Raw genomic sequence first — 24,847 nt, forward strand, 5'->3', positions numbered from 1 at the left:
CCACCCGCAATTGAGTATTGCGATGTGCACACATGGGCTCAGCGGCGTCTCCGGCATGACGCCAAAGCGTACGTAAGCTCAAACTTTATGGCACCAGTTTTGTCGTCTTCGCAGCAGGCATTCTCGAAGGGGCGCGCACGGCAGCACGGCACCAAACCGGGGCTGTGGTACCTGCCGCATGAAGCGATGAGGGAGACTGGTGGTGCGCCTCGGCTATTCAAGGCGACGGCACAGCGTCCGCTAAATGCCGCGCAAAGAGGCGCTCGCCGTTCTGCGCCGCGCGACGCTCCTGTTCGGCGATTTCGGTGCGGGCCTCGTCCTGGCGGCCGAGCTTGACCAGCGCCTCCGCCCGGAGCGCACCAAACCAGGTCTGCCAGGTCTCGAAGCCCGTGGCCTTCCAAGCGGCAATGCCCTCGTCGAGGCGCGCAAGGCCACTCTCCACCGCGCCATCCTGGATGTCGGCCCAGCCGGACGCGACGTCGGCGAAGGCGACGAATTCCGGGAAACCCATCTCGACGCAGAACGGGCGGCAGTGCTTCGCCCACTCGCGGGCGGTCACGACGTCGGCGCGCAGCATCGCGATAATGAAATTAGCGAGCATGGAAAAACCGCGCGAATGCGGCTGCCCGAGCGTCTCCGCAAGCCGAACCGCATCTCGCGCATGGGTCGCGCCGACATCGCCCGCGCCCGTCAACAGGCAAGCAATGCCGAGATAGAAACGGCCGAACACACCAAAATCCATCATGTAGTGCGGATAGAGCGGCGCGTGGCGCTCCGGCCGGTAGAGCCCGACCGTCTCGCTCAGCCGGTTGCGCGCCTCCATCGCGTCGCCGAGATGCAGGCGGATCATGCCGTTCATGTTGCCGGCAGCGAGCGTGTGCTCTTCGCTGGGATCGTCGGCCTTCATCGCATCGAGCGCTGCGGCAAGCGGGAGCGCGGTGGCAAATTCCGCCTTGCCCCAGTGATACAGCGCAAGGCCGTAGGTGATCCGGAACAACGACGGCGTGTCGGGCAGCGCGCGGCAGGTGTCGTAGGCGCGCCGCTGCACGGCGCCGAAGTCAGGACTGCCGGGGCCCCTCATCACCATTTGAGCCGGGCCGAGCACAGCGAGCAGGCCGAGTTCCTCGCGGCGGCGCGCCTCGTCGTCGGGCTGGTCGGCGAGCGCATCGAGACCCGCCTGCAACAGCGCCGCCGCCTCCTGCGCGCTGCCGCGCCCGATCGCGGCGGCGCCCGCGCGCAGCCACCATCCCGCGGCCGCATGCGGCTTGCCGCCGAGGGTAAAATGGCGGGCGACGATCTCCGGCTCGCGCTCGGCGATCTCCGCGAAGTCCGAGATCAGCCGCAGCGCGACACGCTCGTGCAGCTCACGCCGCGGCCGCGCGAGCAGCGAGGCGTAAGCGGCATCCTGGATCAGCGCGTGCTTGAAGCTAAGGTTCTCGCCCGGACCCTGGCCAACCAGGCCGGAGGCAAGGATCGCCTGCAAGGGCTCGTCGAGCTCTTGGAGAGACTGTTCCGTCACCGCGGCGAGCAGCGCAGGCGCGAACTCGCGCCCGATCACGGCGCAGACCTGGATCACGCGCCGGGCCGGACCGAGCCGGTCGAGCCGCTCGGTCAACAAGTCGGAGAGGGTTTCGGGCAGATCGCCGCGGCGGATGCGATCCGGCGACTCCAGCATCATGCGCGTCATCTCTTCGACGAACAGCGGCACGCCATCGGTCTTGGCGACGATGCGCGACACGTCGGCGGGCGACAGCCCGATGTCGCGCCCGATCGCTTCGGCAAAACGGGAGGAATCGTCCGCCGTCAACCGGTCGACCGCGAGCGTGGTCACGCTCTCGCGCGCGGCCCATTCGAGCCGCGATCCGGGCCGCGTGGTCGCGATCATCATCAAGGGCGCCGCGGGGCTTGCCTCGACGAAGCCGGAGAGGAAATCGAGCGAGGTGGGATCGGCCCAGTGCAGATCCTCATAGACGACAACCAGCGGGTTCTCCCGCGCCTGCGCAACCATGAGCTCCTGCAGGATCGCGAGCGTGCGCGCGCGCTGCTCCGGCGGGCTCATGCGGACCGGCGGCACATCCTCGCCGGCGATGCCGAGCAGGCTCGCAAGCAACGCCGGCGCATCGGGATCGGTCGCCGGTCCGTCGTCGAGAAACACGCGCAGCTTCTGGAGCCGCAAGGCGTCTTCGTCATGGGCCGCGATACCGCACTGCCGTTGCAGCAGATCGATATGGGGATGCAGCACGGTGTTGGTGAGCGCCGCGTTGCATTGCAGGTTGACGGTCTGGAACGCGGCGTCCGGCGCGGTTTCGTTGAGCACGTGCGCAAGGCGGGACTTGCCGATGCCGGCTTCGCCCACGAGATTGATGAACTGCGCCGATCCCCCGCACGCCACGTCGAACAGGCGCCTGAGCGCATCGCGCTCGACATGGCGATTGATGAGCGGAGCGCGGGCGATATCGAGCCGGCGCTCGAAACGGCTGCGGCCGGCACGGATGCCGGTGGGCACGAACGCCGCGATCGGCTCGGCGAAACCCTTCAGCGTCTGCGGCCCGAGCGCGCGCGTCTCGAACACACCCTCGACCAAACGCGCGGTCGACTGCGCCATGATGACCTCGCCTGGCGCAGCCAGCGACTGCAGCCGTGCGGCAATGTTGAGAGCAGCGCCGGTGAAATTGTCCTCCATGCGCGCGGTGGCCGCATTGCCCTCCCCGACGATCACACCGGTGGCGATGCCGACACGAACCTGAAGCGGCGTGCCGGCGACCGCAGGCGCAAGCCGAGCGACCTTGTCGACGATGGCGAGACCGGCGCGGACCGCGCGCTCGGCAGCATCCTCATTGGCGATCGGGTAGCCGAAGCAGACCACCACGCCGTCGCCGAGATGATGCAGGATGAAACCGCCGCAGCTGTCGATGGTCTCGCGGATTGCCATGCGATAGGCGGCGAGGCCGTCGAGGAGCTCTTCAGGGTCGCGTCCGTCCATCATCTGGGTCGAGCCGACGAGATCGGCGAAAAGCACGGTCATGCTGCGGCGCTCGCCGAGCGCAAGCCGAACCGTCACCGGCTTCGCCTCCGGAACCCGCGTGCCGCAGGCGCCGCAGAACTTGACGCCCTCGCCGAGCGGCGTGCCGCACTCGGTGCAGAAGCCGGTCAATGGACCGGTGTCCGCTTCGGCAGCAGGGTAAAACCCTGGCTGCTCGTCTGCGCGTTGCCGATGGCGAACATCAGGAGCATGTCATAGTCGAGGCCCCGCGGCACCTTCGTCAGGGCGCGGTGGATCGCCTGCGGATCAACCGGCGTCGTAGGGTTGGGTGCGAGGCGCACGAACGGCAGTGCCGTCATGCTCGCGGTGGAGACGGCCGCGGGCAGCAGCAGCGCCGGCAACAGAAGCTGGGGCTGGTCGCCCGGGCGGTTCTGATACCACTGGGCCCATTGCGGGCCGCCTGGCGTGTAGAGACAGAATGGCGTTCCGTCCGGCGGCAGGTCCGCGATGACTGGCGAGGGATACATCCGCGCCGGGACCAGGCTTTGGGCGGTGCCATGGCAGCTCAGACAGGCGGACGCATGGAAGCCGCCGGAAACATCGGTATGCTTGACATTCGGTGAGTCGCAATCGGCGTCGGTCTTGAGCTGGCCGCGCTGCACGCCCTCAACCAGGATCACGCCGTGGCGCTGGGCGATATCGATCGGACCCGACATGCGGCCGCCCCATCCGAGGGTGGCCTCGGTGTAGGCGGGCGCCGTCGGATTGTGCCAGAACTGCGTCAGCGCCATACCGGGCGGATGGCCTTCCGGATAATGATCAAATTGCGGATCGTTGCCCCAGACGGCGCCGAGCGGCACGAGCTGATCCCAGGCGCCCGTTCCCTTGGGCGCATCCTTGTCATAGACGAAGGTCGTGAACACCCAACCCGTCTCGGGCGCCGCGTCGGTGTCCTTGACGATGATGTCGAACTGCATCACGCGCAGGTCCGTCATCTGCAGCGTGTAGGGCGCCTTCGAGCCGTGCAGGCGATGGTCGAGGATTTCCTTGAGCGGCGGCCGATACACGCGCCAGATCGCGGCGCCATCGACCACCGGCCACTCGGCCGGCGTCGCCGCCACGCCTCCGGCCTTCACCACGAGCCCGCCCTCGGGAAAGCTCGCGGCATCGACGAGGGGATTGCGCACGTCCTTCCAGATCTTGTCCAACATCGTCGCCGCCATGCGGTCGTAATAGACGATGGTATGGTTTTCGGTATCGCCCTTGAGCCCGCTGTTGGTCTCGCTCGCTCCGATGATGATCTGCCCGGTGAATGCACCAAGGATCGGATCGCGTCCGCTGTCGTAGTTGCCGGGCGCGTCCGCCGGCCCCATCCAGGGCATGTCGTACCAGCCGCTCGACGCCGGATCCCATTGCGCGGGCGCCTCGATCATCTTGCGCAGCGACGGCGCGACATAGTCCTTCAGCCGCGCCATGTAGTCGGCGGCGTTGGCGACGGTGATGCGGCCCTTCGGCTTGACGTCGCGCCACGACCGCTCCGGCGGCTGAGCAGGATAGTCGTGGCTCAGTTTGCGGAATTTGTAAGGCCCTTCGAACGGCGGCGGGTTGGAGTCCGCTGGCGGGTAGACGCCGAAATTGGAGGCGAACGGATCGGGCGCGTCCGCCGCGACTGCCGTCCCAGATAGGAGCGCAGGTAATAGTGCAAGTTTCAGCGCTAGCGCCGTGGCGGCTCTGGCGACGACCGCCCAGCTCGACCGAGATCCAGATCGCGGCATGTGCCCCCCTCGTGCCCGTGCGACTGCTACTCAAGCGCGCATGCCTGCACGACACCGATTCCGGCGACCAATCTGACCCGGAGATGCCGTTTGCGCAAGCGTGCCGGCAGAGGCCCTCATTCAATTTGCAGAACTTTGGAGTTTGCAGAAAATTTGAGACTTTGCCGAACCGACCTTGGCGGGAAATTGATACATTCAGAAACAACCGCGCCCCTTAGTCGCCAAGCGTAGCATGGGATTGCAGGAAGATGTGTGACATCTATCACAATTTGACGATTAGGATTTTCTTCGAGTCTTGGAGGGGGCGAAGAGATTCGAATCGCTGGCTCTCCTGTCATTTCCATCCGCGCGGACGAAGTACTCGCGATCTCCCTATCAGGAGCAACGGCAACCGCTAAGGTATCCCAGCGCGGTGACCGGTCGCGTCGCTCGGCACACTATGATGACCCGCTCAAGTTAAGCCCTCGGCTAGTCGCGCCTGCATATCCGCTCCCACCCGCTTGAAACCAAGTAGGCGAGCCACTGTTCTGACAAGCTCCTCGTCTTCACCCCTGGCGTTATCTTCACGGGCTATCCTGAACGCGGCTTGTATTTCCAGAATTGAGCGCTGAGCGATTTCTTCCACATGGATCGGTCCTTCGGCATCCACGATCCTTCGAGCCAGATTCGCAAGCATGGAAACGGGCGCCTCATGCGGCTCGTTCGAAGTGCTGACGCGAAAGGCCGCCCGCTGATATGGAGGCATCTGCCGAACAACGACCTCGGGAACTAAAATCGGCGCAGCTTCCACTTCGGCTGGTCCGATCAATCGTGCCTGATTTGCTCCCTCGACTCGCGGCCTCTGGTCAGACCTATCCCGCGCTTCCGAAAGCGCCGTGCGCAGTCGCTCTATCTCAAAGTGGCGATTATAGAACCAGTCGGTAATCCAAATACGATGAAACCGCCAACCCAGGTGTTCAAGCACGTCCTGACGTAAGCGGTCTCGTTCTCTGGCCCAAAGAGCGCTATGGTATGTCGCGCCATCACACTCGACGGCGAGGATGTAGCTGCCCGGCCTGTCAGGATGACGAATACCCAGATCGATTCGGAAACCAACAGATCCGACTTGCGCGTCTGCGAGGAAGCCGTCCCCCCGGATCACGTCAGCAACATCTTCCTCGAAAGGCGAATCTGCATCGAGGCCCGTCGGCGAGTCTACTTCCAGACGACCATTCTTTGCAAAATCAAGAAAGCGCTTGAGGATTCGCGGACCTTCTCTCGAGGTGCGGTTCAAATCAATGTCACCGGGATCGAACGATGCAAACACCTCGCAGCGTATCCGAGCACGGGTGAACAACACATTGAGTCGTCGTTCGCCGCCTTCGCCGTTAACCGGACCGAACGACATGCTGTTCAAGCTTCTGCCGGCGATAACGGGGCCATAGCCAACACTAACGAGAATAACGTCGCGCTCATCGCCCTGCAGGTTCTCGATGTTCTTGACGAACAGATCTTCCGATTGTCCTTCGCCACTCGCTAAAGGACGTTGAGGCCATTCTCGACCCGCACTACCTTCGTCGCGATATTCAGCTTGCTGAAGCTGCAGTGCTGAAGCTCGAAGCGCGAACAAAACTGTAAAATGACCTGTAAAATGAGGCCACTTACCGCCTCCCGATTGATGCTAAGTGCTTGATTTTATTGGTGGGCACACCAGGGCTCGAACCTGGGACCCGCTGATTAAGAGACAGCTGCGGGTTCAGAACAATCAATGACTTGCTGGTCGCGCCGCTGGGCTTATCCGCCCGAAGATGGGCATTCGTCGCACGATGATGGTGCTTAGTTGCACTGCGCTTATCCGAGTGGGCCGGCTCCGAGGTGGCGGCAGTCTCCCAGATCGGCTCCAGCACTGCGGCGACACTTGGCGCCGAGCGATGAGATCAGGGCAGATCGTTACCGGACTTCAGGCTTGCGTTTGGGCACGATCGTTTGGACCGACCCTGCTGGGATTTTCCAAGACTCAGATTTTGCAAGACTCAATCGACGTCCATCACTTCGACCACCCGCGCCGCAAAAAGGTCCTCTTGGTCCAGTTCACTTTCGAGCCTGTGCATGACGGTGTCGTGAATGCGCCCGGAATTGAAGAGCTCCAGGAGCCTGTTGCCGGCTTCCACCGCGATCAATATGGCGCGGTAGTGCTGAAGTCTTCGTTCCTCATGGGAGCCCTTGGCGAGGACATGGTCTTCGGCCACCGCGGGCGATGCCCGTAATGTTCGACGAGCCGCGGGTGGAAATGCTTGCCCTCCGCTCCGAGAGAATGCGCGCAGATGGCATCAAACTCGGCGCGCGCGATTTCGGCCCAGACAGCCTCTTCGGACAGGGTCCCCTCTCCGCGGAGCAAGAACTCTTTCCCGGCCAGCGTCTTCGCCACCCAGACCCAGCGTCAGTCCGAGCGCGACGATGGTTGCGGCAACGACGCAGAAGGTCACGAACAGGATGATATCGCGGCCCGGAAAATGCTCGGGCAACGACGGTGCGGCCGCGAGACTGACGACGCCGCGCATTCCGGCCCAACTGATCACCAGCGGAACGGCAAGCGGTGGAAATGGATCTCGCGCGCGGAGAGACGGGATCAGCGCCCTCGGAATAAAAGCCGTCGGGAAAATCCACGCGCACCGGGCGAGCACGAGTACTGCAAAGATCGTCGCGGCCGCGGGCATGAGCGAAAGGACGGTCGCCCAATCCGCGCCGAACCGGTGCAGAACGCCGCGAAGAGCCAACCCCACCAGTACGAAGACCAACGCCTCCATCACGAAGGTGACGACGGACCATACCGCTAGGGCCTGGACGCGAGACGCCGCGCTCAAGGCCTTGTACTGCAGTCCCTCGGGCCACGAGGGACATAAGTTACAAAGTGAACATTCGTTCCCGCGACAAATTAGGACACTTCCGAATTCAGCTTATCTGACGGCTAGATACGCCAGCATCAAAAGGCTATAGGATTTTGCGTCCCTTTAGGCGCTTCTGCCCGGCAGGATTAATGCGCGGCCGCGCCCTCCATTCCTCGCGTGATCGAAAGCCTCAGCTGCATTGGCTAGCGGCGCTCGCATCGCGATGGGAAGGCGGACGCACTGCAGCTCGACGAATTGCCGCAGATCGAAAAGTGCGGCTGCCTCGGGACGAAAGGTGGTCCATGCGTAGTTGTTCACATTGGGCGGGAGGGCGGCGCGATGGTGCCGCTTGTCGGACGCTGTCTTCAGCGCGCCGCGCATCCAGCCGAGTTCGTCGAAATTGCCGAGTAGCGGATGCACGGTAGTGGCATGACCCAGCGCACCGTCGCGAAGGCAGCCGAGCAGCGAGCGATCGTGTTCCCAGGACGCGAAATTGAGCGTCGCGTCGAAAATTCCTGAGACCGACGTGAAAGGCCCATCGGTGCTGTCGACCACCGCGACAGCACCGGCCGCACGGCAAGCCGTGAAATCCTCCGGCCGCGCGATTGCCGCGACCGCTGCCCCCCACGCGGACAGCATCTGCAGCGCTAGCGTTCCGAGGCCGCCGGCGGCGCCATGGACGAGCACGTTCTTTCCGGCGGCGTTGTGCCGGGTCAGTCCGGCGCCGCGCACTGCAAGCCACATGGTGACGAAGCTGTAAGGAAGCGCCGCCAGAGCCTCAAGGCCCTGTTCCGGCGGGGCCGGCAGCACGTGTGCGGCTTTGAGCACCACATGGCTGGCATACGTGCCGTCGATCGAAGGCGGCTTCACTCCATAGACGCGATCGCCGATCTTGAACGCGCTGACGGCGGCCCCCGTGGCCGAGACGACGCCAGCCACATCGTTGCCGAGAACCGCGGGAAACTTGGCGGCACGGAGCAGGGACAGCAGCCGCCGACCATATCCATGCGCACGTCGCACATCGATGGGATTGACCGCCGCGGCCGTCACCGCGACCTCGAGCTCATCAGGCCGCGGCTTCTGGCGAGGAGCTGGCCGAACCTCCAGGCGACCTTGGGATGATGGCCCGAGGCACATCAGGACCGTGCGAGACGTCAACGTCGCTTCCGCGCCAGCATTCATAATGTTCATTGCCATGACCATCAGCTATTCGACCACTTTGAACTTAAAGGCATAGCGCTCGAGCGCAGTCCTCAACAGCGCAGTCCCCGCGCTAACGCGAATGCCCACGACCTGGCCAAGCCGAGGATCGTGTTCGAACCAGATTTTGCCGACGGGTACGCCAGCCTTTGCCGCCTCGCTTCGAATCGTGCTTTCAATCTCGCGTTGCTGCAGTGCCGGCTTGAAGATCTTGCCGACCCCGGTCATCGGCAACGAAGGCAATATCTCCACGCGCTTGGGAATCGCTGCACGCTCGGGAATGTGCGTCTCAGCAAACTTCATCAGCTCCTGATCATTGACGGAGACGCCAGGCTTGGCCTGGACATAAGCGACGGGCACCTCGCCGACGTAGGCGTCGGGGCTGCCGACAGCGGCGGCGATCGCGACCGACGGATGCCTGTGCAGAACATCCTCGATCAGCTTGGGGTCGATGTTGTGCCCTCCCCTGATGATCAGTTCCTTGCGGCGGCCGGCAAGCCAGAAATAGCCCTGCGCATCTTGTCTTCCGAGATCGCCAGTGTTGAGCCACCGCGAACCCTCGATCTCGATCCACAAATCCGTGTTCTGCTGCGGATCGAGATAGCCGGCGAACACGTTCGGCCCGTGGAGGGCGATCGTCCCGATCTCGTCCACATCCGCCATTCGCAACAAACGTCCGGCATCGTCGAGAATGACGACACGCATCTTTTGGTAGGGCAGGCGCAGACCGATCGAACCGGGTCGGCGTTGCCCCTCCGGGGGATTGAGGCATGAGACGCACGTGCCCTCGGTCAGGCCGTAACCCTCGACGATCTTGACGCCGGTCTTGGCCTCGAACGCCGCGATCAAGGTAGCCGGCATGGGCGCGGCGCCGCAAATCGCGTGTTCGAGGCTAGATGCGTCGTTGTCGCCGATTGGCACCTCGAGCAGCGCGGCGTAGATGGTTGGCACGCCGGAGAATGTCGCAATGCGATAATGGGCGGCGATCTCCCAGAAACGCGCGATCAGGTTCTTGCCGCGGTATCCCTCGGGTGTCGCCAGCAGCACGTGATGGCCGTGCATCCAGGGCAACAGGCCGGTGGCGAGCTGCGCGTTGACGTGAAACAGCGGCAGGCCGCAGAAATAGGTCCGCGGCTCCTCGCGGTCGCCGAACACTTGCGCCGCGGCCCAGGCATCGAAGATCTCGTTGCCATGCGTACGCACCGCGATCTTTGGTGCGCCGGTCGTGCCCCCGGTGCAGAAGTAAGACGAGACCGAATGTTCCGTGATCGCGCGCGGTGCAACCAGGCGATCGGCCGGCTGGGCCAGCATCGCCGCACGGAAATCTACGATGTCGAACTTCGCATCCGGCAAGCTCGACGCCGCAGCCGCCGATCCTTCCCCGGCTCCTCCGGTATAGGTCATCATATCGACCAGCGCGACCACACGCAGCTCGGAGAGCGCGGAAAGATGCGGTCCAAGCTTCGCCCACAGATCGACACCGGGGAATGGCGCGAGCGTCGCCAGCACCCGCACCTTGGCCGCGCGAAGAATCTCGACGATCAGATCCGGCTCGAGCAGCGGATTGACTGCAAGCACCACACCGGCCGCCTCGCCGCCCCAGATCGTGAAATGAGTTTCCGGCAGGTTCGGCAGGACGTAGGCGACGGGATGGTCGGCGCTGACGCCGAAGGTGTGAAGGGCGTTCGCGGCTCGCGTGATCTCCGCCAGCAGTTCGGCGTAGGTCCATGTCTGCGCGCGCTGATAGGCATCCGCCGTCAGGAAGAAGGAGAGCGCTTTGCGGTCGCGCCAGCGCTTGGCACCGCCGACGAACACGTCATACGTCGTCCGTGGTAAGCCACGATCGCGCAGCGGCAGCGCTTCGATCGCTTCGATGTCCGAGAGGCCGCGTACCGCCATGACGTGTTTCCTTCGTTGATTGAAAAACTGGAAAAGCCTACGGCGCCGCGTCTGAGCCGACCGGCAGGGTCAAGTGCAGGCCGTCCTCGGCGATAAGGACCTTGCCGTGGAAGGCCTGATCCACACCTTTCAGGAAAAGGCGGCGCAGGAAGAAATTCTGTGGTCCGGTTCCGAGTGGCGGAATGATGTGCGTGAGCACGAGCGTCCGCACGCCGGCCTTCTCGGCCGATTCCGCAGCCTCAACCGGCGTCGTGTGATAGTGCTGCGTCAGATGCGCGATCCGGAGCACCTGCCGGGTGTATGCGGAATCCGGAATCTCGTTCTGGAAGCTTAGGGTCCGGTTGACGATGTCCTTGTTGTAGGCCTCGTGGATCAGCATGTCCGCGCCCTCGGCATGGCGCGCGACATTCTCGGTCTTGCGCGTATCGCCGCTGATGACGACGATGCGGCCCTTGTATTCAATGCGATAGCCGAGCGCCGGCTTCACCGGCTCGTGGTGAACCAGAAATGCTAAGACCTTGACGCCGCCACGGCTCTCGTAGACCAGCGTCCGCTCCGCTCCCTCCACCGCCACGTCATGGCCGACCGCAAAAGCCACGTTTCCATAGGTTCGCAAGGAACGGCCGTCGCTGGAAGGCGCCGAATTCGCAATCGTCGCCGCCTGGCTCTGCCCCACATCGACAGCAGCCGATTGCGCCACCTCATTCTGCGACCGAAAGGCGACGTCCGGGCCGAGCGCCTGATTGAAGCCCGCGACGACCTCCGCCGTGCCGGCGGGGCCGAACACATTCAGGGGCTGCTGGCGCCCGTAGCGCCAGCTGTTGTTCATAAAGACCGGCAAATCACTGATGTGATCGGAATGCAGGTGTGTGAAGAACACTGCGTCCAGATTCGCCAGCGGGAGATTGCCCAGGTCCGCCTTCAATCCCGAGCCGGCGCCGGTGTCGAACACGAAAAACGAGCCACCGGCGAGAATGGCGGTGCATGACTGGGCGCGATCACGCTCGACCTGCGGCGAACCGGTTCCGCAGAACCAAACGTGGAGCGCGTCGTCGTTGAGCAGCCCCGTCTGGAAGCGCGTTGCGATCGTGAGCAGCGACGATTTCATGACATGCTGCAGAATTCTGTCCGACGCCAACCAGATCGACGCGGACAGTGCCGATACGAGAACGAGCGCGCCAAGAGCGAATTTCTTCATTTACGGTCCCCCTGGCAGCACGCGCCGCCGACAGCGCGGCCACGCGAAGCTTTACCGTTGAGCTGCTCGATCCTTTCGCCGTCCAACGTTACCGCTGCCACTTGCGGCCCGGGCTCGCCATGCTGTTCTTGAGTTCGACCAACAACTTCACGCGCGACTTGTCCTTGATTGCGAGTTTCAGCACCCGCCAGAGCCGCGCCGGCGTCATGCGGGTGTCGATGAAATCGTCGGGCAGGTCGGGCCCCCACTGGTAAAGGCCACCGCGATCCATCAGGTGATAGCCCGCCGGCTGGGCGGCATCGAACAGGTCGCCGTCGGCGTAGTGCTCATGCTTTTGGCCCCAGGGATCGCGCCAATAATCGAAGATCTGGCTGCCAAGGAGGTGACGGCCGACCCCCCAGGCGTGGCGATAGCGCTTAGCCATCAGCACCTGTTGACCCATCTCCACAGCGTCCAGATCGACGACCTCGAACGCCACATGGTCAACCTTCGACTCCATTCCCATGGCGATGAAGATCGTATGATGGTCGGTCGGCTCGCTGCCGCGGTCGAGCCGCGTGAATGAGCCAACCGGTGTGCCGTCGGCGAGGCACAGCACGTCCGACGGGATGACGCCGAACGTGTCCATGTACCAGCGCATACTGCGGTTGAAATCGGGCGTCTCCAACACGAGATGGCCGAGCTTGGTGACCTGAGGCGGCTCGAGCTTCGGTCGTTGGGTGTCGTTGACGCGCACGGTCTGACTTGGTGCGTTGTGCAGGATCTGCGGGCGGACCGGCAGCGGCTCTCTCGGGGTGAAGCCGTGATGAACGTGGACCGCGACCCCTTCCGGATCGCGCAGGTGCACCACCGAGCCGCCGCCCGGCCCATCGGCGCGCTCGACCCGGCTGCCGAGCTTCTGGGCCAGCGTTTCGAGATCCTCGGGCTTTGGCACGGAGAGGCCGATGCCGAGGAAACCGGGATAGCGGCCCCGCGTCACGCGGTACACGTATGGCACGGACCCGGTGCCCCGCATGAACAGCTCATTCTCGGTTCGCGCGACGCGCAAGAGGCCAAAGTCGATGAGGTATCGCTCCGCCGTTTCCAGATCGGGGCGCCCGAAGTGTGCGTACAGGAGCTGGTTCGCCTTCACGAAGGGCGAGGCGCTGCGCCGCAGTTCGGTGCTGCCGGGACCGTTCCGAACCACCAGGTTGGCAGACATATGGACCTCCTCTAGTTCAAGCCGCGATCGGCGGCGCGGTGACGCCGCGCATCCTGGCGAATTGTGTGAGAACCGGCAGATCGCGTCCGCGCGAATCGAGCCGGTCGGCGATGAAGCGGTCTGGGCGCACGAGCACTGCGCGAAGGGCGTGATGCTTCGCCCAACTGTTGAACACGGCGTCCTCGCACCGCAATTCGAGCGTCTGCGGCCTTTCGCTGCGGCCGTTGATGCAGACGAAACGCACGTCGAGCGCATCGAGAATGCCGAGGTCGCGCCCCGAGAGCATCGTCGCCGGATCGGTGCCGATGGCGAGCACCATCCACTGATGGCACGCCTGAAACGTGTCCAGCGGGAACGAGCCGTCCGGCGTCTTGACGCTGGGTTGCGGCAGCATCTGGCCGATCAGGGCATCGCTCCCAACTCCCGTCAGCGCACTGCGGCCAATCGCCGGCGACGGCACCACGCCACCGCGGCCGATGAAGTCGCGGAAGGCACGCGACATATTCAGGCAGGCGAAGATCGCGTCGCGTAGCGCGGCGGCGCCGCGGTTGGTCGGCATGATGACGGCACCGAGACGGCGCGACACCTCGACCATCTTGCGCACTATCGGCGCGCGTTCCGCCTCGTAGCTGTCGAGGATTGTCTCTTCGGCAAGTCCCTTGAGCACGGCCGAAAGCTTCCAGGCCAGATTGATCGCGTCCTTCATGCCGCCGTTCATGCCCTGGCCGGCGAATGGCGGCATCAGGTGCGCGGCGTCGCCGGCGAGAAATCCGCGGCCATTACGCCAGCGGTCGACGACTCGGGCATGGAAGGTGTAGACCGCCTTGCGCTCGATCTGGACCTCGCGATAGCGCGTGGTCTCGGCGATCAACGACTTGATCCGCCCGTCGTTCTTCAACTCCTCCTCGGTTTCCCCCGGAAGCTGCATGAACTCCCAGCGCACACGATCGCCTATCGCCGGCAATTCCACACGCGGACGATTGGGGTCGCAGTAGAAGCTGATCTGGTTGACGTCGTGTCCCCTGAGGATCGCATCGACGACCAGCCAGCGCTGGGTGTAGGTCGAGCCGATCAGCTTGGTGCCGAGCAGGTCACGAATCCGGCTTGTACCGCCGTCGCAGCCGACCACGAATTTCGACCGCAACGTGCTTGCGCCCTGGCCGGTTGCAATCGATACCGCGGCATCCTCGTGACTCTGCACCAGATTGGTAACGGTGTGCCCGAACAGCACCCTGACATTGTCGAACCGGCTCAGGCCACTGAGCAAAACGCGCTCAAAGTCCGGCTGATAGAAAGTGCCCAGCGACGAATGGCCATACGGGCCGCAAGGCGGCAGGTCCACCTGCATCAGCGCGCGACCGCGCGCATTGAGATGGCGGACATGGGGGTTCTGGATCAGTCCGGGCTTAATGTCGTCGAGCAGCCCGATCTGTGAGAAGAGGCGGAGCGTTTCCGCATCGTAGGCAATCGCCCGCGGCAATCCGAGCAGACCCTCGTTGGCCTCGAGCACCGCGACCTTGATTCCGGCGATGCCGAGCAGGTTCGCCAGCATCAGTCCCACCGGTCCGGCTCCGACGACCGTGACCTCGACTTCGCGTAGCGGCGCTCGCGCTGCGACGCTTTCCACTGCCATGTGAGCTTCCTCGCTTCAGGTCGACTGGGTCGACAATTATTTTTGAACATGATAGTCAAAACGACTAAATCGTCAATACGAGAATTTTGGGAGGACGCAGTGGCCGTCAATCTGGTGCGATTCGAAACGGGTAACGGACCCCGTTGGGGTGTAGCGATGGGTTCGGAGATCGCCCCGCTCAGCGGCGACTACCCGACCACGGCAGCGCTGATCGAACAGGGCGAGGCCGATTGGCGTGAGGCACCCGCCCGCGGCGAGCGCATCGCCACCGCATTGGTGAAAATCCTGTCGCCTGTGACGGCACCATGCCGGCTCTATTGCCAGGGTGCCAATTACCGGCAGCACATGATCGAGTCCGGCATGAATCCGGACGCCAAGCTGTTCAACATGTTCTTCACCAAGGCCGACGCCTCGGTCTGCTCAGGCCGCGAGGCGGTGACTCGTCCCGCTCACGTCAAGCTCCTGGACTACGAGATCGAACTAGCGCTGGTGTTTCGGCGCCCGATCTCGTCGGCCGTCGCTGTGACAGCCGAAACGCTGCCCGATTACGTGTTCGCGATCACCATGGCCAATGATCTGAGCGCCCGTGACGTGCAGCTGCCGCAGACTCAGTTCTTCAAGGGTAAGAGCTACCGCGGGTTCTGCCCGATCGGGCCCTGGCTCACGGTGCTGGAGCGCGACGAATTTCCCCGCATCGATGACCTCATGCTCGAACTCGACGTCAACGGCGCGGCACGGCAGCGCGACACCACTGCCAACCTGGTGTTCAAACCCGCCGAGACGATCTCCGAGCTCTCCACATTCGCCAACATCGCCCCCGGCGACGTGCTGTTGACCGGCACGCCGAGCGGCTGTGCGCTGCGGGTACCGCCGCCACCGGTGCGTCGGCTGCTCCAGGTACTGCCGGAGCGCGTGCTCTGGAAGCTGTTTCTCAATGGACAGGGGCGTCGGCCGCAATATCTGAAGCCGGGCGACCGGGTCAGTGCACGGATCCGCAGCCGCGACGGCGCAATCGACCTTGGCGAACAGGCTACCGACATCGTCGGTTCGTGAGAGGCTGAGCGTTTAACCGCCAGCTGCGTGGCGGAGCTTGGCCGGTTTTCCGCGCAGCTCGGCGGGTGCCACGTTCGCCGACTTCGGCAGCCGCGCCAGCACCGACTTGACTTGCAGTGCCTCCAGGCCGATCGCCCGCAGGATCGCGGCAAGGGCGCCCTCTCGATGCCTCGACGACAGCCGGCCGTCGGCAATAGCGGTCAGCACCTGGAGAAGAATGCCGACCACGATCTCCAGCGCGAGCTCGGTGCTGATCGCGCTGCTTGGCGGCAGCTCCTTGACGTACCGCCTCAGGTCTTCAAGCAGACGCCGACGCGCGACCTTCCCGACCGTCGCCTCAGCTGCGGCCATCCGCACCACCACACCAGCCCAACTGGGATCTGCAAGTGCCCGATCGATGAAGCAACTGCAGCCATAGGCAACACGGAGCGCTGGATCATCGATCGAGAGCCGGATCGGTTGCAGCAGATCGTCGATGGCCTTCACCAACTCGCTTGCCACGGCAGCTGTCAATTCACGCAGGTCCTTGAAGTGGACGTAGAACGTTCCTTTGGCGACTTCTGCTTCCCGCACCACGTCGTCGACTGTGAGAGAGTCAACCGTCTGCCGAGCGAATAGCGCATTCGCGGCTGCAATGAGCTGAGCACGGGTCTTGGCCCGCTTCTCGCGCCCAATTTCGGCGCGACGGATCGGATCGATGTTGGCCATGCGCTTGCGATTCGAGGCTCAACTGTTCATTGGCTCAAATTGACTAGACCGTCCAGAGCGAAGATGCAAGGCAGACGTATGAGGAAGGGATTTTCGAACCCCAGCATCGTGGATATCGAAGCCATCGGCTAAACCTGTCCTATTCCTGCCTTAAGCTGATAACATGATGCTTGGAAAGCAGGGAAACGATCATGCCATACACAATTGTTTTCAGCGCGAGCAACGTGGACGACATTTCAGGAATCTATGCCAAGACCGCTCTTGAGGCCCTCATGACGATTGGCGCTCTCCAAGGGAGAGGCGAAGAGCTCAGGTACATAACCTCACCCCAGGAAGGCGAGATAGGCATCGAAATGCTTCGCATCTTGGCGAGAGAGGAAGAAGAAGAGTTGCAAGCGAGCGCTTGAACGTTCCTCGTATCGATCTGGTTTGATTGCGAGCCTCGGATCGTTGAGCGATCGGCGGATGTACCTGATCTCGACGATTCAAAAAGCCCCCGGAGACCTACTGGCTCCGGGGGCTTACCTTTATTGATTTAGGTCCAGATTGCGCGGAAGCTGAGATGCGGCCTTCAGGCCGCGTGTTGCTGTTGCCGCTGCTGCTCGACAGGGCTTTTCGCCTCTCGTCGACTCACTAGCAGTGCGTGTTGCTGCAGGCCTGTTATTGGCTTCGCTGTGCCGTCCAATATCCGGAACACCGCTCGGCTCCCGCGTGGCCAGTCCACGTTCCGCGGCCTGTATCTTTGCTCAGCCTCCCCACACCCGACGCATATTTTTCGTGCACGGTCACCGACGCTCGAACCGCGCCCGATCTCGCGACATATCCCCTGAATTTCACCAGATTGGGATGGCTGACAACTCCGTTGGTTACGTTGACTGAAAAAGTGTAAGTCGGGTCGCAGTTTCCGCGCTGTGTGACAAACACAAGGCTCCAGGGTCCGTCGTAAGAGGTTCGGGCTTCGGCTGCCGTCGCCAACGCGAGGCAACCGCAACAAAGGGCGCTCGCGATCAGGTGTTTTTTCATGGTCTCTCTCCAGCAGAATTCGCAGCCGAGGGTGACAGTTCTAGTAGCCAAGCCTGATGGTAAGGGCGGCCCCTCACCCCGCTGGATACCTTCAACCAACTAACGGGGCCGCGGGACGCGCAGAAGTTGCCCTCAACAGCCACAACTCCATTCACTATCGATGGTGGCGGGCACGGCTTTTCGGAGCGGAAGCATAGGATCTGCTCGTCTCTGCCAGAAGGGGATTGCGCATGCAGCTTCCGCCACGGCCGGAGATCATGGCGACGCACTGCTCCATCGTTTCGAAGCCGCATGACCGCATGGCCGACGAATAATCCTGCTGACAGAATTCGTAGTCCTTGGCCGCGGCCGGACCGGCATCACTCAGGAAGACTGCACCGACCAATGCGGCAGCGGTAATGGTGGCGAGGACGGTGATTTTGTTCACAATACTTTCCTGCTTGTGTTCGGCGATGAGATGGACTGGGAGCTAGTAGCGCACGCAGGAAGTCAGCCAGACGCGGGGTGACGATGGCTAATTGCACACCAGAACGCGCCTGTTGCGCCTATAGACATAGTAGCAGTCGCTATCGGAGTAATATCCATAGCGCGAGCTGCCATACGCGTAGCCGGTGTAGGCTCCGGCAGCATAGGCACCGGCAGCGTAGGCCGCACGGCCGTATCGCGAGCCGCCGTAGCCATAGCTTCCGGAGCGGCTGTAGCTGACCGACGCCGAACGAGCTGAGCTTGCAACTGCCGGGCCGCGGCCACCGCCACGCGCACCAGCATACGCGCCGGGATTGCCGCGGGGGCCGCCCGCGCCCAGGCGAGGACCCGGGCCGCCAAGGCCGGCACGAGGCCCGCCACCGGGTCCCATGGGAGGACGACCTGCGAACGCCGGAGGACCTCCGCCGGCCATGGGCGGAGGGCCGCCCGCGCCCATCGGAGGAGGCCCGCCCATCGGAGGAGGCGGAAATTGCGCGAACGCAGCACCTGGCAGCAATGAAAGTGTTGCGAGCGTGACGCTGGCGGATAGCGCCAAAAGGGTTTTCCGGGACATCGTGTTTTCCTTTGCTAGAATTGCGGTTCGGGGACCGGCGCCGGGCTCAGTGCCGGCGGAAGATCGTCGGCCACGGGAGCCGCCGTCCCGTGCGCGGGCGGCTGATTGCTCGGAGCAGGATAGATTCGGAACCAGGCCACATAGAGCGCCGGCAGGAACAGCAGCGTCAGCAGCGTGCCGACGATGATGCCGCCCATCATTGCGTAGGCCATCGGGCCCCAGAAGATCTCGCGCGCGATCGGGATCAACGCGAGGCTGGCGGCAGCCGCGGTCAGCAGGATCGGCCGCATGCGGTGTTCAGTCGCCTCGACCACGGCCTCCCAGGCCGGCCGTCCCTCCCGCTCCAATTCCTCGATCTGCACGATGAGGATCACCGAGTTGCGGACCAGGATGCCGATCAGTGCCAGCACGCCGAGGATGGCGACGAAGCCCAACGGCGCGCCGCTCGGCAGCATCGCCATGACCACGCCGATCACGGCGAGCGGAGCGACCGCAAACACCAGGAACAACTTGGAGAAGCTCTGCAGCTGGAGCATCAGCACCGTCGCCATGACGAACAGCATCAGCGGAACGACGGCCACGATCGGCGCCTGGCTCTTGGCACTCTCCTCCACGGAGCCGCCGATCTTCAGCGTGTATCCCGCAGGCAGCTCCTTGGTGAACTCAGCCACTTTCGGCGCGAGTGAATCAACGATCGTCTTCGGCTGGGCGTTGGTGGTGACGCCTGCCTTGAGCGTAACAGTAGGAATCCGTGCGCGCCGCCAGATCGTCGGCTGCTCGAGCTCGTAGCGGAGATTGGCTACGGCGCCGAGCGGCACAGACTGGCCGCTGGCTCCGGGCAGTTGGAGATCGCGCAGCGTATCGATCGAGGCACGTTCGGCCGCCGTGGCGCGCGCCATGACGTTGACGAGATAGATGCTGTCACGGATCTGGGTGATCGAGGAGCCGGCGAGCACCGAATTCAAGGCGCTGGCGATGTCTTCCGACGTCACGCCGAGCTGGCGCGCCTTGTCCTGGAGCACATCGACCTTGACGACACGTGCGGGCTCCATCCAGTCGAACACGACGTTGCCGAGATCGGGGCTGCTTCGAACGACGCCGGCGAGCTTCTGGGAGAGCTCCCTGACCTTGGCGAGGTCCGGGCCGCTCAGGCGATACTGCACGGGACGGCCGACCGGCGGCCCGACCTCCAGCAGCTTGACGTAAGTGTCCGTTCCGGGGAACGTCTTCTTCAGATAGTCCTCAAATTGTGCCTTGACCTTGTCGCGCGCCGCAATGCCGCCCTTGGTCACGATCACCTGCTGACCGAACCAAGCATTTGAGGGCTGCACGTCGAATGACAGCACGAAGCGCGGCGCCGCCGTCCCGACATAGCTCGACCAATGCTCGACCGAATCATTGCCCTGGAGCTGTTCGCGCTCGAAGCGCGCCATCTGCGCATTGGTATCGGCAATCGATGCGTTCTGCGGTAGGCTCCAGTCGACCACCAGCTCGGCGCGGTCAGATGACGGGAAGAACTGCTGCTGTACGAATTGCATGCCGAACACCGCCAGCAGGAACGCCGCAACCGTGACCGCAATCGTGCTCCAGCGGTGGTTCATGCAGAACAGGAGCAGGCGCGCAAACATCTGCCCGATGCGCCCCTTCTGCTCATGATGCCCCTTCACCTTCGCAGGCAGCATGGTGACGCCGAGCAGCGGCGTGAACAGCACGGCCACGATCCACGATACGATCAATGAGACCGCGATCACCACGAAGAGCGTGAAGGTGAACTCACCGGCGCTGCTGCTGTTGAGCCCGATCGGGATGAAGCCGGCAACCGTGACCAGCGTGCCGGTGAGCATCGGGAAGGCGGTCGAGGTATAGACGTAGGTTGCCGCCTTCTCCAGCGGATCGCCGGCTTCGAGCCGCGCCACCATCATCTCGACAGCGATCATGGCGTCGTCGACCAACAGGCCGAGCGCGATAATCAAGGCGCCAAGCGAGATGCGCTGCAGCGAAATCCCGGCATATTCCATCACGACGAAGGTGATGGCCAGCACGAGTGGGATAGCGATCGCCACCACGAGCCCCGCGCGCACACCCAGGCTGATAAAGCTGATGGCGAGAACGATCACCACGGCTTCGAACAACGCCTTGGTGAAGCCATGGACCGCTTCCTCGACGACGACCGGCTGATCGGCGACCTTGTGGACGCCCACGCCGATCGGCAGATCGGCCGTGATCTTTCTCATCTCCTCCTGGAGCGCCTCGCCGAAGTGCAGCAGGTTTGCGCCCGACTTCATGCCGATGGCGAGCGCGATCGCGGGCTGGCCGTTATACCTGAACAGCGATTGCGGCGGGTCGACGTAACCACGCGTGATGGTGGCGACGTCGGTCAGCGGGAAGAAGCGGTCGTTGATGCGAAGATTGACCGCCTTGAGGCTCGCCTCCGACGTGAACTGGCCACTGACGCGGACACTGATCCGCTCCGGGCCCTCCTGGAATACGCCGGAAGCCGCAACTGCGTTCTGCGCTTGCAGGGAGTTCATGATCGCATGAACGTCGAGGCCGAGGGCAGCGATCTTGCGGGTGGAGAATTCGAGATAGATCACCTCGTCCTGCGCGCCGAGAATGTCGACCTTGCCGGCGCCCGGAACGGTCAACACCCTGGCGCGGATGTCCTCGACCTCGTCGCGCAACTGCCGCTGGCTCAAGCCGTCGCTGGTGAAGGCATAGATGTTGCCGAAGACGTCGCCGAAGCGATCGTTGAAGACCGGCCCGAGCACGCCTTGCGGGAAATCGCCCTTGATATCCGCGATCATGTTGCGGACGCGAATCCAGGTCGGCTTCACGTCAGCGGCCTTCGTGCTGTCGCGCAGATAGACATAGACGGTGGTCTGGCCCGCGACCGTCACGCTCTTGGTGTAGTCGAGCGATTCCAGCTCCTCGAGCTTCTTCTCGATCCGGTCCGTGACTTGGCGCGTCATCTCCTCCGGCGAGGCGCCCGGCCATTGCGCCGCGATCACCATCGTCTTGATGGTGAAGTCGGGATCTTCCTGGCGGCCGAGCTGAAGGTAGGAAAAAAGGCCTGCCGCCATGAAGGCGATCATGAAATACCAGACGAGGGAGCGATGGTGGAGCGCCCAGTCGGAAAGATTGAACGACTTCATGGCTGCTGATCCTGTTCGGTGCGGACCTTTTGGCCCTGCTTGAGGCTGTGGACGCCGGCGGTGACGATGCGCGCACCGGCATCGACTCCGCCGGTAATGCGTGCGCCAGCCGGATCGACGGCGAGATCGACCTTGTGCAGCGACACGGTGTCGGCAGGCTGATCGACGACCCACAGAAAGTTCGCGCCGTCCTGGGCGAGCACCGCCGAGGCAGGTACCCGCAGATTGGAGGCGAGCGCACTGCCGGGCTTCACCGTGACGGTCGAGCCAAGGCGAAAGCCTTCAGGCGGGTTCGTGAGCGCGATGCGGACTCGCCGCAACCGGGTGACCGCGTCGGCTTGAGGTGCGATCTCGCGTATCTTGCCCTCGACCTGAACGGAAGGAAGCAGTTGCGAGGCGACCGTAAATGGCATGCCGACCTGCAGCGGAGCCGGAAAATCCTCGCCGATATCAACGACTGCCTCCCTGATATCCGGCCTTGCGATCGTCAGGACGTTCTGGCCAGGCGAGACCACCTGTCCGACGTCGGCGCTCACCGCCGTGACCACGCCGGCGAAATCGGTCTTGAGCTGGGCGTAGCTCAGTTGCTCCTTGGCTTTGGTCAGGTTTGCCTGCGCGCTCGCAACCGAGGCCTCCGCCCCGGCACGGGCCTGCTCGGCATTGTCCACGGTCTGCTTTGTGGTGGCATCGGTGACAATGAGCTTTCGCTGCCGCTCCTCGGTCGATAGCGTCGTGGCAAGCTGCGCTTCGGCCTGCGCGAGGCTCGCCTTGGAGGCGCGCACGGCCAGCTCGAGCGCTGTGGCATCGATCGTGGCGACGGTCTGCCCTGCACTGACGAGGTCGCCGACATAGAACGGACGCGAGGTCAGGCGTCCGAGGACGCGGAAGGAAAGATCGGTCTTGTAACGGGGCTCGACAACGCCGACCATGAGGCCACCGTTCGATTGGTTCGGTGCGAGCACCATCGACAGCACGGGCCTGACAGGCTCCGGCGCCTTCGCCTCCTTCTCACAGCCAGCGAGAATAAGCGCCGCGGCAAGCGTGCCAGCTGCGAGCAAAGCGCGTTTGGTCATGACCGGTCTCCCTCAAAGGTGACGTGCTGCCCGATGCTGAGGAGCTTGCCGCCGTCGATCACGACGCGTTCGCCGGGCTGAAGGCCTGCCTTGACCAGCACCTCTCGGGCCTCGTAGGCGGAAACCGTGATCGGCGTCAGCGAGACGGTCCTGGTCGCCGGATCAACAGTCCAGACCGCCGGCTTGTTGCCAGCCGCCATCAAGGCGCCCCAGGGCACGGCGATCTGCTCCTGCTCCTTCCCTTTCACCGTTCCCGAGACGGCGCTGCCAAGCGTCATTGCAGGCGGCGGATTCTCGATCGCCACTTTCACCCGGATGGTCGAGCTCTTCGGGTCGACCACCGGCGACACTTCCCTGACACGTCCGATCGCCGTCATGCGGGGGTCGGAGACCAGCATCAGCGAGACGCGGCCAGGATCTGTGTTGCCAAAGAAGATGGACTCGTAGACGTAGAAGACGGCGTCGCGTTCGCCATCCTGGGCGAGCGTGAACACGGACTGCGCAGCCTGCACGACCTGCCCGGCTTCGACGTTGCGCGCAGTGATGACGCCCGCCGCCTCGGCACGTAGCTTGGTGTAGCCAAGGGCATCTTTCGCAGTTCCGAGCTGAGCCCTTGCTGCTTCCAGCGCACCTTCAGCAGTTCGCAGCCCTTCCTGGGCTTGGTCATAAACCGAGCGGGTGGTGAAGCCGCTCGTCATCAGCGACTTCTGCCGATCGTAGGTTGCCTGTGCCACGCGCAGCTGAGCTTCCGCGGAAGCGACTGCTGCGGTTCCAGCATCGAGGTCGGCCAGTTGTTCGGCAGGATCGAGCAGCGCCAGGACGTCGCCGGCATTGACGTGATCGCCGACTTCCACCTTGCGCGCGATTACGCGACCGGCGACACGAAACGAAAGATTGGCGCTGAAGCGGGCCTGGACCTCTCCGGTCAACGTCACGGAGGCTTGTCGATCCCGCGGTTGGACGACCTCCGTGCGCACGAAAGCGGCGCGCGCTGCTGGGGCGGCGGTGTGATCGTTGCATCCGCCGAGCGCAGCCGCGGCAAGCAAAGCCGCGATGCCGCCGAGAGCGTTGCGCGGCCGCTTGGTTCGAACCGGGTTCAAAGAAGGTTTCATTGCGCGTCCATGCGGTGGGAGGGGGACAACAGGTCGCCCAGCGCATCCGCGCCGCCCTGGTAGCGGGAGGGCAATTCGGCTTCGTGCAGGGCCCGGACTGTTGGCCGGCGCGGCGACCGCAGCCGGCGCGTCGCCATCGCCCGGTTCGCCTGCCGTTCGCGTTCGGTCAGCGGAAACGACAGCACGACGGAGGTGAACTCGGCGCCAAAACCGTGCTCGACCCGGCCGCCGAGCGCCTTGGCGAGATCATTGCTGATGCGCAGCTCGCGCGCCGAGACGTCCCTTGCCGCGCGCGAACCGTTATCCAACACGACGCAGTTCACAAGCGCGCCGATGCGCGACAGCTTGATCCTGATCGCGCCCGCCCGCGTATCGAAGCAGGCGTGCTTGGCGGCGTTGGTGACGAGTTCGTGGGCGATCAAGCCGAGCCGCCAGCAGCGCTGCGACTGAAGGGGGATTGATTCCGTGGCGAATGCCAGCCGGATGTTCATTCGATCCAGCCATGAACGGCGCATCCCGGAGCCCAATTTGCGGAGGTAGTTTGCGGCGTCGATGAGGGCCTTGCCCTCCGGCATTGCCAGCGCCCGATGCAGCTCGGCATGTCCTTGCAGCAGCTCGACCACGTCGCTCAGGGCCGCCTTGGCTTCCGTCCCCTCCGCCCGAACGGCCGCAGCCGAGACCAGGTCGATCGCCGCCGCGACGCCGTTGTTGACCCTGTGATGCAGTTCGCGCAGCAGCACGCCTTCCTCGATTGGCGGCGAATCCGGGCTGAGCATCGTCACGACAACCTCCTGAATCGGTGCGGATAGCCGGGCCGGCCTCCGCCTGGTTTCGGCCGTCGATCGCGGCCCCTCGCGCCTCTGGCCCTGCGGGTAGACGTCTGCCGGGCGACGGTCGAGTACACCTTTGCTCATCATCGCTCGATGAATTA

Annotated in this window: 18 protein-coding genes; 2 read left to right on the plus strand and 16 right to left on the minus strand. The window is 63.8% G+C overall.

Annotated elements, in window-relative coordinates; translation table 11 throughout:
* Positions 1-217: 217 nt before the first annotated feature.
* The 10 genes from YUA_RS0137470 to YUA_RS46320 form a co-directional block, all read right to left on the minus strand.
* Complete coding sequence (locus tag YUA_RS0137470; RefSeq protein WP_027535248.1) at positions 218-3,154, minus strand: AAA family ATPase; 2,937 nt, start codon at positions 3,152-3,154, stop codon at positions 218-220.
* A complete protein-coding gene (locus tag YUA_RS46300) occupies positions 3,151-4,758 on the minus strand; it encodes a hypothetical protein (RefSeq protein WP_051383603.1) in 1,608 nt (535 codons plus the stop codon). Before YUA_RS46300 ends, YUA_RS0137470 begins: the two co-directional genes overlap by 4 nt.
* Before the next feature lie 451 nt (positions 4,759-5,209).
* Positions 5,210-6,367, minus strand: a complete 1,158-nt coding sequence (locus YUA_RS49325; protein ID WP_156947556.1) for a DUF3320 domain-containing protein — start codon at positions 6,365-6,367, stop codon at positions 5,210-5,212.
* Positions 6,368-6,770: 403 nt separating this feature from the next.
* On the minus strand, positions 6,771-6,986 hold the full coding sequence (locus YUA_RS47320) for a hypothetical protein (RefSeq protein ID WP_027535251.1): 216 nt from the start codon (positions 6,984-6,986) through the stop codon (positions 6,771-6,773).
* Positions 6,987-7,067: 81 nt separating this feature from the next.
* Complete coding sequence (locus YUA_RS47325; RefSeq protein ID WP_210164575.1) at positions 7,068-7,535, minus strand: hypothetical protein; 468 nt, start codon at positions 7,533-7,535, stop codon at positions 7,068-7,070.
* 213 nt (positions 7,536-7,748) lie between these two features.
* Positions 7,749-8,783 (minus strand): alcohol dehydrogenase catalytic domain-containing protein, encoded by a 1,035-nt coding sequence (locus YUA_RS0137500; RefSeq protein WP_198029575.1) that lies wholly within the window; start codon positions 8,781-8,783, stop codon positions 7,749-7,751.
* A 48-nt stretch (positions 8,784-8,831) separates the two neighbouring features.
* On the minus strand, positions 8,832-10,724 hold the full coding sequence (locus tag YUA_RS0137505) for an acyl-CoA synthetase (protein WP_027535254.1): 1,893 nt from the start codon (positions 10,722-10,724) through the stop codon (positions 8,832-8,834).
* A 37-nt stretch (positions 10,725-10,761) separates the two neighbouring features.
* Complete coding sequence (locus YUA_RS46310; protein ID WP_051383605.1) at positions 10,762-11,922, minus strand: MBL fold metallo-hydrolase; 1,161 nt, start codon at positions 11,920-11,922, stop codon at positions 10,762-10,764.
* Positions 11,923-12,010: 88 nt separating this feature from the next.
* A complete protein-coding gene (locus YUA_RS46315; protein ID WP_063627847.1) occupies positions 12,011-13,123 on the minus strand; it encodes a VOC family protein in 1,113 nt (370 codons plus the stop codon).
* A gap of 16 nt (positions 13,124-13,139) precedes the next feature.
* A complete protein-coding gene (locus YUA_RS46320; RefSeq protein ID WP_051383606.1) occupies positions 13,140-14,756 on the minus strand; it encodes a bifunctional 3-(3-hydroxy-phenyl)propionate/3-hydroxycinnamic acid hydroxylase in 1,617 nt (538 codons plus the stop codon).
* A gap of 48 nt (positions 14,757-14,804) precedes the next feature.
* Here YUA_RS46320 and YUA_RS0137525 point away from each other — a divergent pair, with 48 nt between their 5' ends.
* The gene (locus tag YUA_RS0137525) at positions 14,805-15,809 is read left to right on the plus strand and encodes a fumarylacetoacetate hydrolase family protein (RefSeq protein ID WP_256375408.1); all 1,005 of its coding nucleotides are present in this window, start codon (positions 14,805-14,807) and stop codon (positions 15,807-15,809) included.
* A gap of 12 nt (positions 15,810-15,821) precedes the next feature.
* On the opposite strand, the gene YUA_RS46325 is transcribed toward YUA_RS0137525, so the two are convergent.
* Positions 15,822-16,517 carry a TetR/AcrR family transcriptional regulator gene (locus tag YUA_RS46325; protein WP_051383607.1) on the minus strand — a complete coding sequence of 232 codons (696 nt, stop codon included), beginning with the start codon at positions 16,515-16,517 and terminating at the stop codon, positions 15,822-15,824.
* 191 nt (positions 16,518-16,708) lie between these two features.
* Between YUA_RS46325 and YUA_RS0137535 the strand changes: the two genes are divergently transcribed.
* Positions 16,709-16,924 carry a hypothetical protein gene (locus tag YUA_RS0137535; RefSeq protein WP_027535256.1) on the plus strand — a complete coding sequence of 72 codons (216 nt, stop codon included), beginning with the start codon at positions 16,709-16,711 and terminating at the stop codon, positions 16,922-16,924.
* A 770-nt stretch (positions 16,925-17,694) separates the two neighbouring features.
* On the opposite strand, the gene YUA_RS0137540 is transcribed toward YUA_RS0137535, so the two are convergent.
* From YUA_RS0137540 to YUA_RS46330, 5 genes are all read right to left on the minus strand, one after another.
* A complete protein-coding gene (locus YUA_RS0137540) occupies positions 17,695-17,967 on the minus strand; it encodes a DUF3551 domain-containing protein (protein WP_027535257.1) in 273 nt (90 codons plus the stop codon).
* 626 nt (positions 17,968-18,593) lie between these two features.
* Positions 18,594-21,731 carry an efflux RND transporter permease subunit gene (locus tag YUA_RS0137550; protein WP_027535259.1) on the minus strand — a complete coding sequence of 1,046 codons (3,138 nt, stop codon included), beginning with the start codon at positions 21,729-21,731 and terminating at the stop codon, positions 18,594-18,596.
* Complete coding sequence (locus YUA_RS0137555; protein ID WP_027535260.1) at positions 21,728-22,804, minus strand: efflux RND transporter periplasmic adaptor subunit; 1,077 nt, start codon at positions 22,802-22,804, stop codon at positions 21,728-21,730. The genes YUA_RS0137550 and YUA_RS0137555 overlap by 4 nt, the downstream gene beginning before the upstream one ends.
* Positions 22,801-23,916, minus strand: coding sequence for an efflux RND transporter periplasmic adaptor subunit (locus YUA_RS0137560; protein ID WP_027535261.1), 1,116 nt, complete (start codon positions 23,914-23,916; stop codon positions 22,801-22,803). Before YUA_RS0137560 ends, YUA_RS0137555 begins: the two co-directional genes overlap by 4 nt.
* Positions 23,913-24,692, minus strand: coding sequence for a sensor histidine kinase (locus YUA_RS46330; protein WP_084293124.1), 780 nt, complete (start codon positions 24,690-24,692; stop codon positions 23,913-23,915). Before YUA_RS46330 ends, YUA_RS0137560 begins: the two co-directional genes overlap by 4 nt.
* Between the last annotated feature and the right edge of the window lie 155 nt (positions 24,693-24,847).

Origin of the sequence: Bradyrhizobium sp. WSM3983, assembly GCF_000473045.1 — a bacterium.
GTDB lineage: Bacteria > Pseudomonadota > Alphaproteobacteria > Rhizobiales > Xanthobacteraceae > Bradyrhizobium.

Bases quoted from the DNA above. Each gene is read 5' to 3' on its own strand.
- YUA_RS46325 (WP_051383607.1), bottom strand. From the start codon at position 16,517: ATGGCCAACATCGATCCGATCCGTCGCGCCGAAATTGGGCGCGAGAAG.
- YUA_RS0137535 (WP_027535256.1), top strand. From the start codon at position 16,709: ATGCCATACACAATTGTTTTCAGCGCGAGCAACGTGGACGACATTTCA.
- YUA_RS46310 (WP_051383605.1), bottom strand. From the start codon at position 11,922: ATGAAGAAATTCGCTCTTGGCGCGCTCGTTCTCGTATCGGCACTGTCC.
- YUA_RS0137555 (WP_027535260.1), bottom strand. From the start codon at position 22,804: ATGACCAAACGCGCTTTGCTCGCAGCTGGCACGCTTGCCGCGGCGCTT.
- YUA_RS46300 (WP_051383603.1), bottom strand. From the start codon at position 4,758: ATGCCGCGATCTGGATCTCGGTCGAGCTGGGCGGTCGTCGCCAGAGCC.
- YUA_RS46315 (WP_063627847.1), bottom strand. From the start codon at position 13,123: ATGTCTGCCAACCTGGTGGTTCGGAACGGTCCCGGCAGCACCGAACTG.
- YUA_RS0137550 (WP_027535259.1), bottom strand. From the start codon at position 21,731: ATGAAGTCGTTCAATCTTTCCGACTGGGCGCTCCACCATCGCTCCCTC.
- YUA_RS0137505 (WP_027535254.1), bottom strand. From the start codon at position 10,724: ATGGCGGTACGCGGCCTCTCGGACATCGAAGCGATCGAAGCGCTGCCG.
- YUA_RS46330 (WP_084293124.1), bottom strand. From the start codon at position 24,692: ATGCTCAGCCCGGATTCGCCGCCAATCGAGGAAGGCGTGCTGCTGCGC.
- YUA_RS0137525 (WP_256375408.1), top strand. From the start codon at position 14,805: ATGATAGTCAAAACGACTAAATCGTCAATACGAGAATTTTGGGAGGAC.
- YUA_RS46320 (WP_051383606.1), bottom strand. From the start codon at position 14,756: ATGGCAGTGGAAAGCGTCGCAGCGCGAGCGCCGCTACGCGAAGTCGAG.
- YUA_RS0137560 (WP_027535261.1), bottom strand. From the start codon at position 23,916: ATGAAACCTTCTTTGAACCCGGTTCGAACCAAGCGGCCGCGCAACGCT.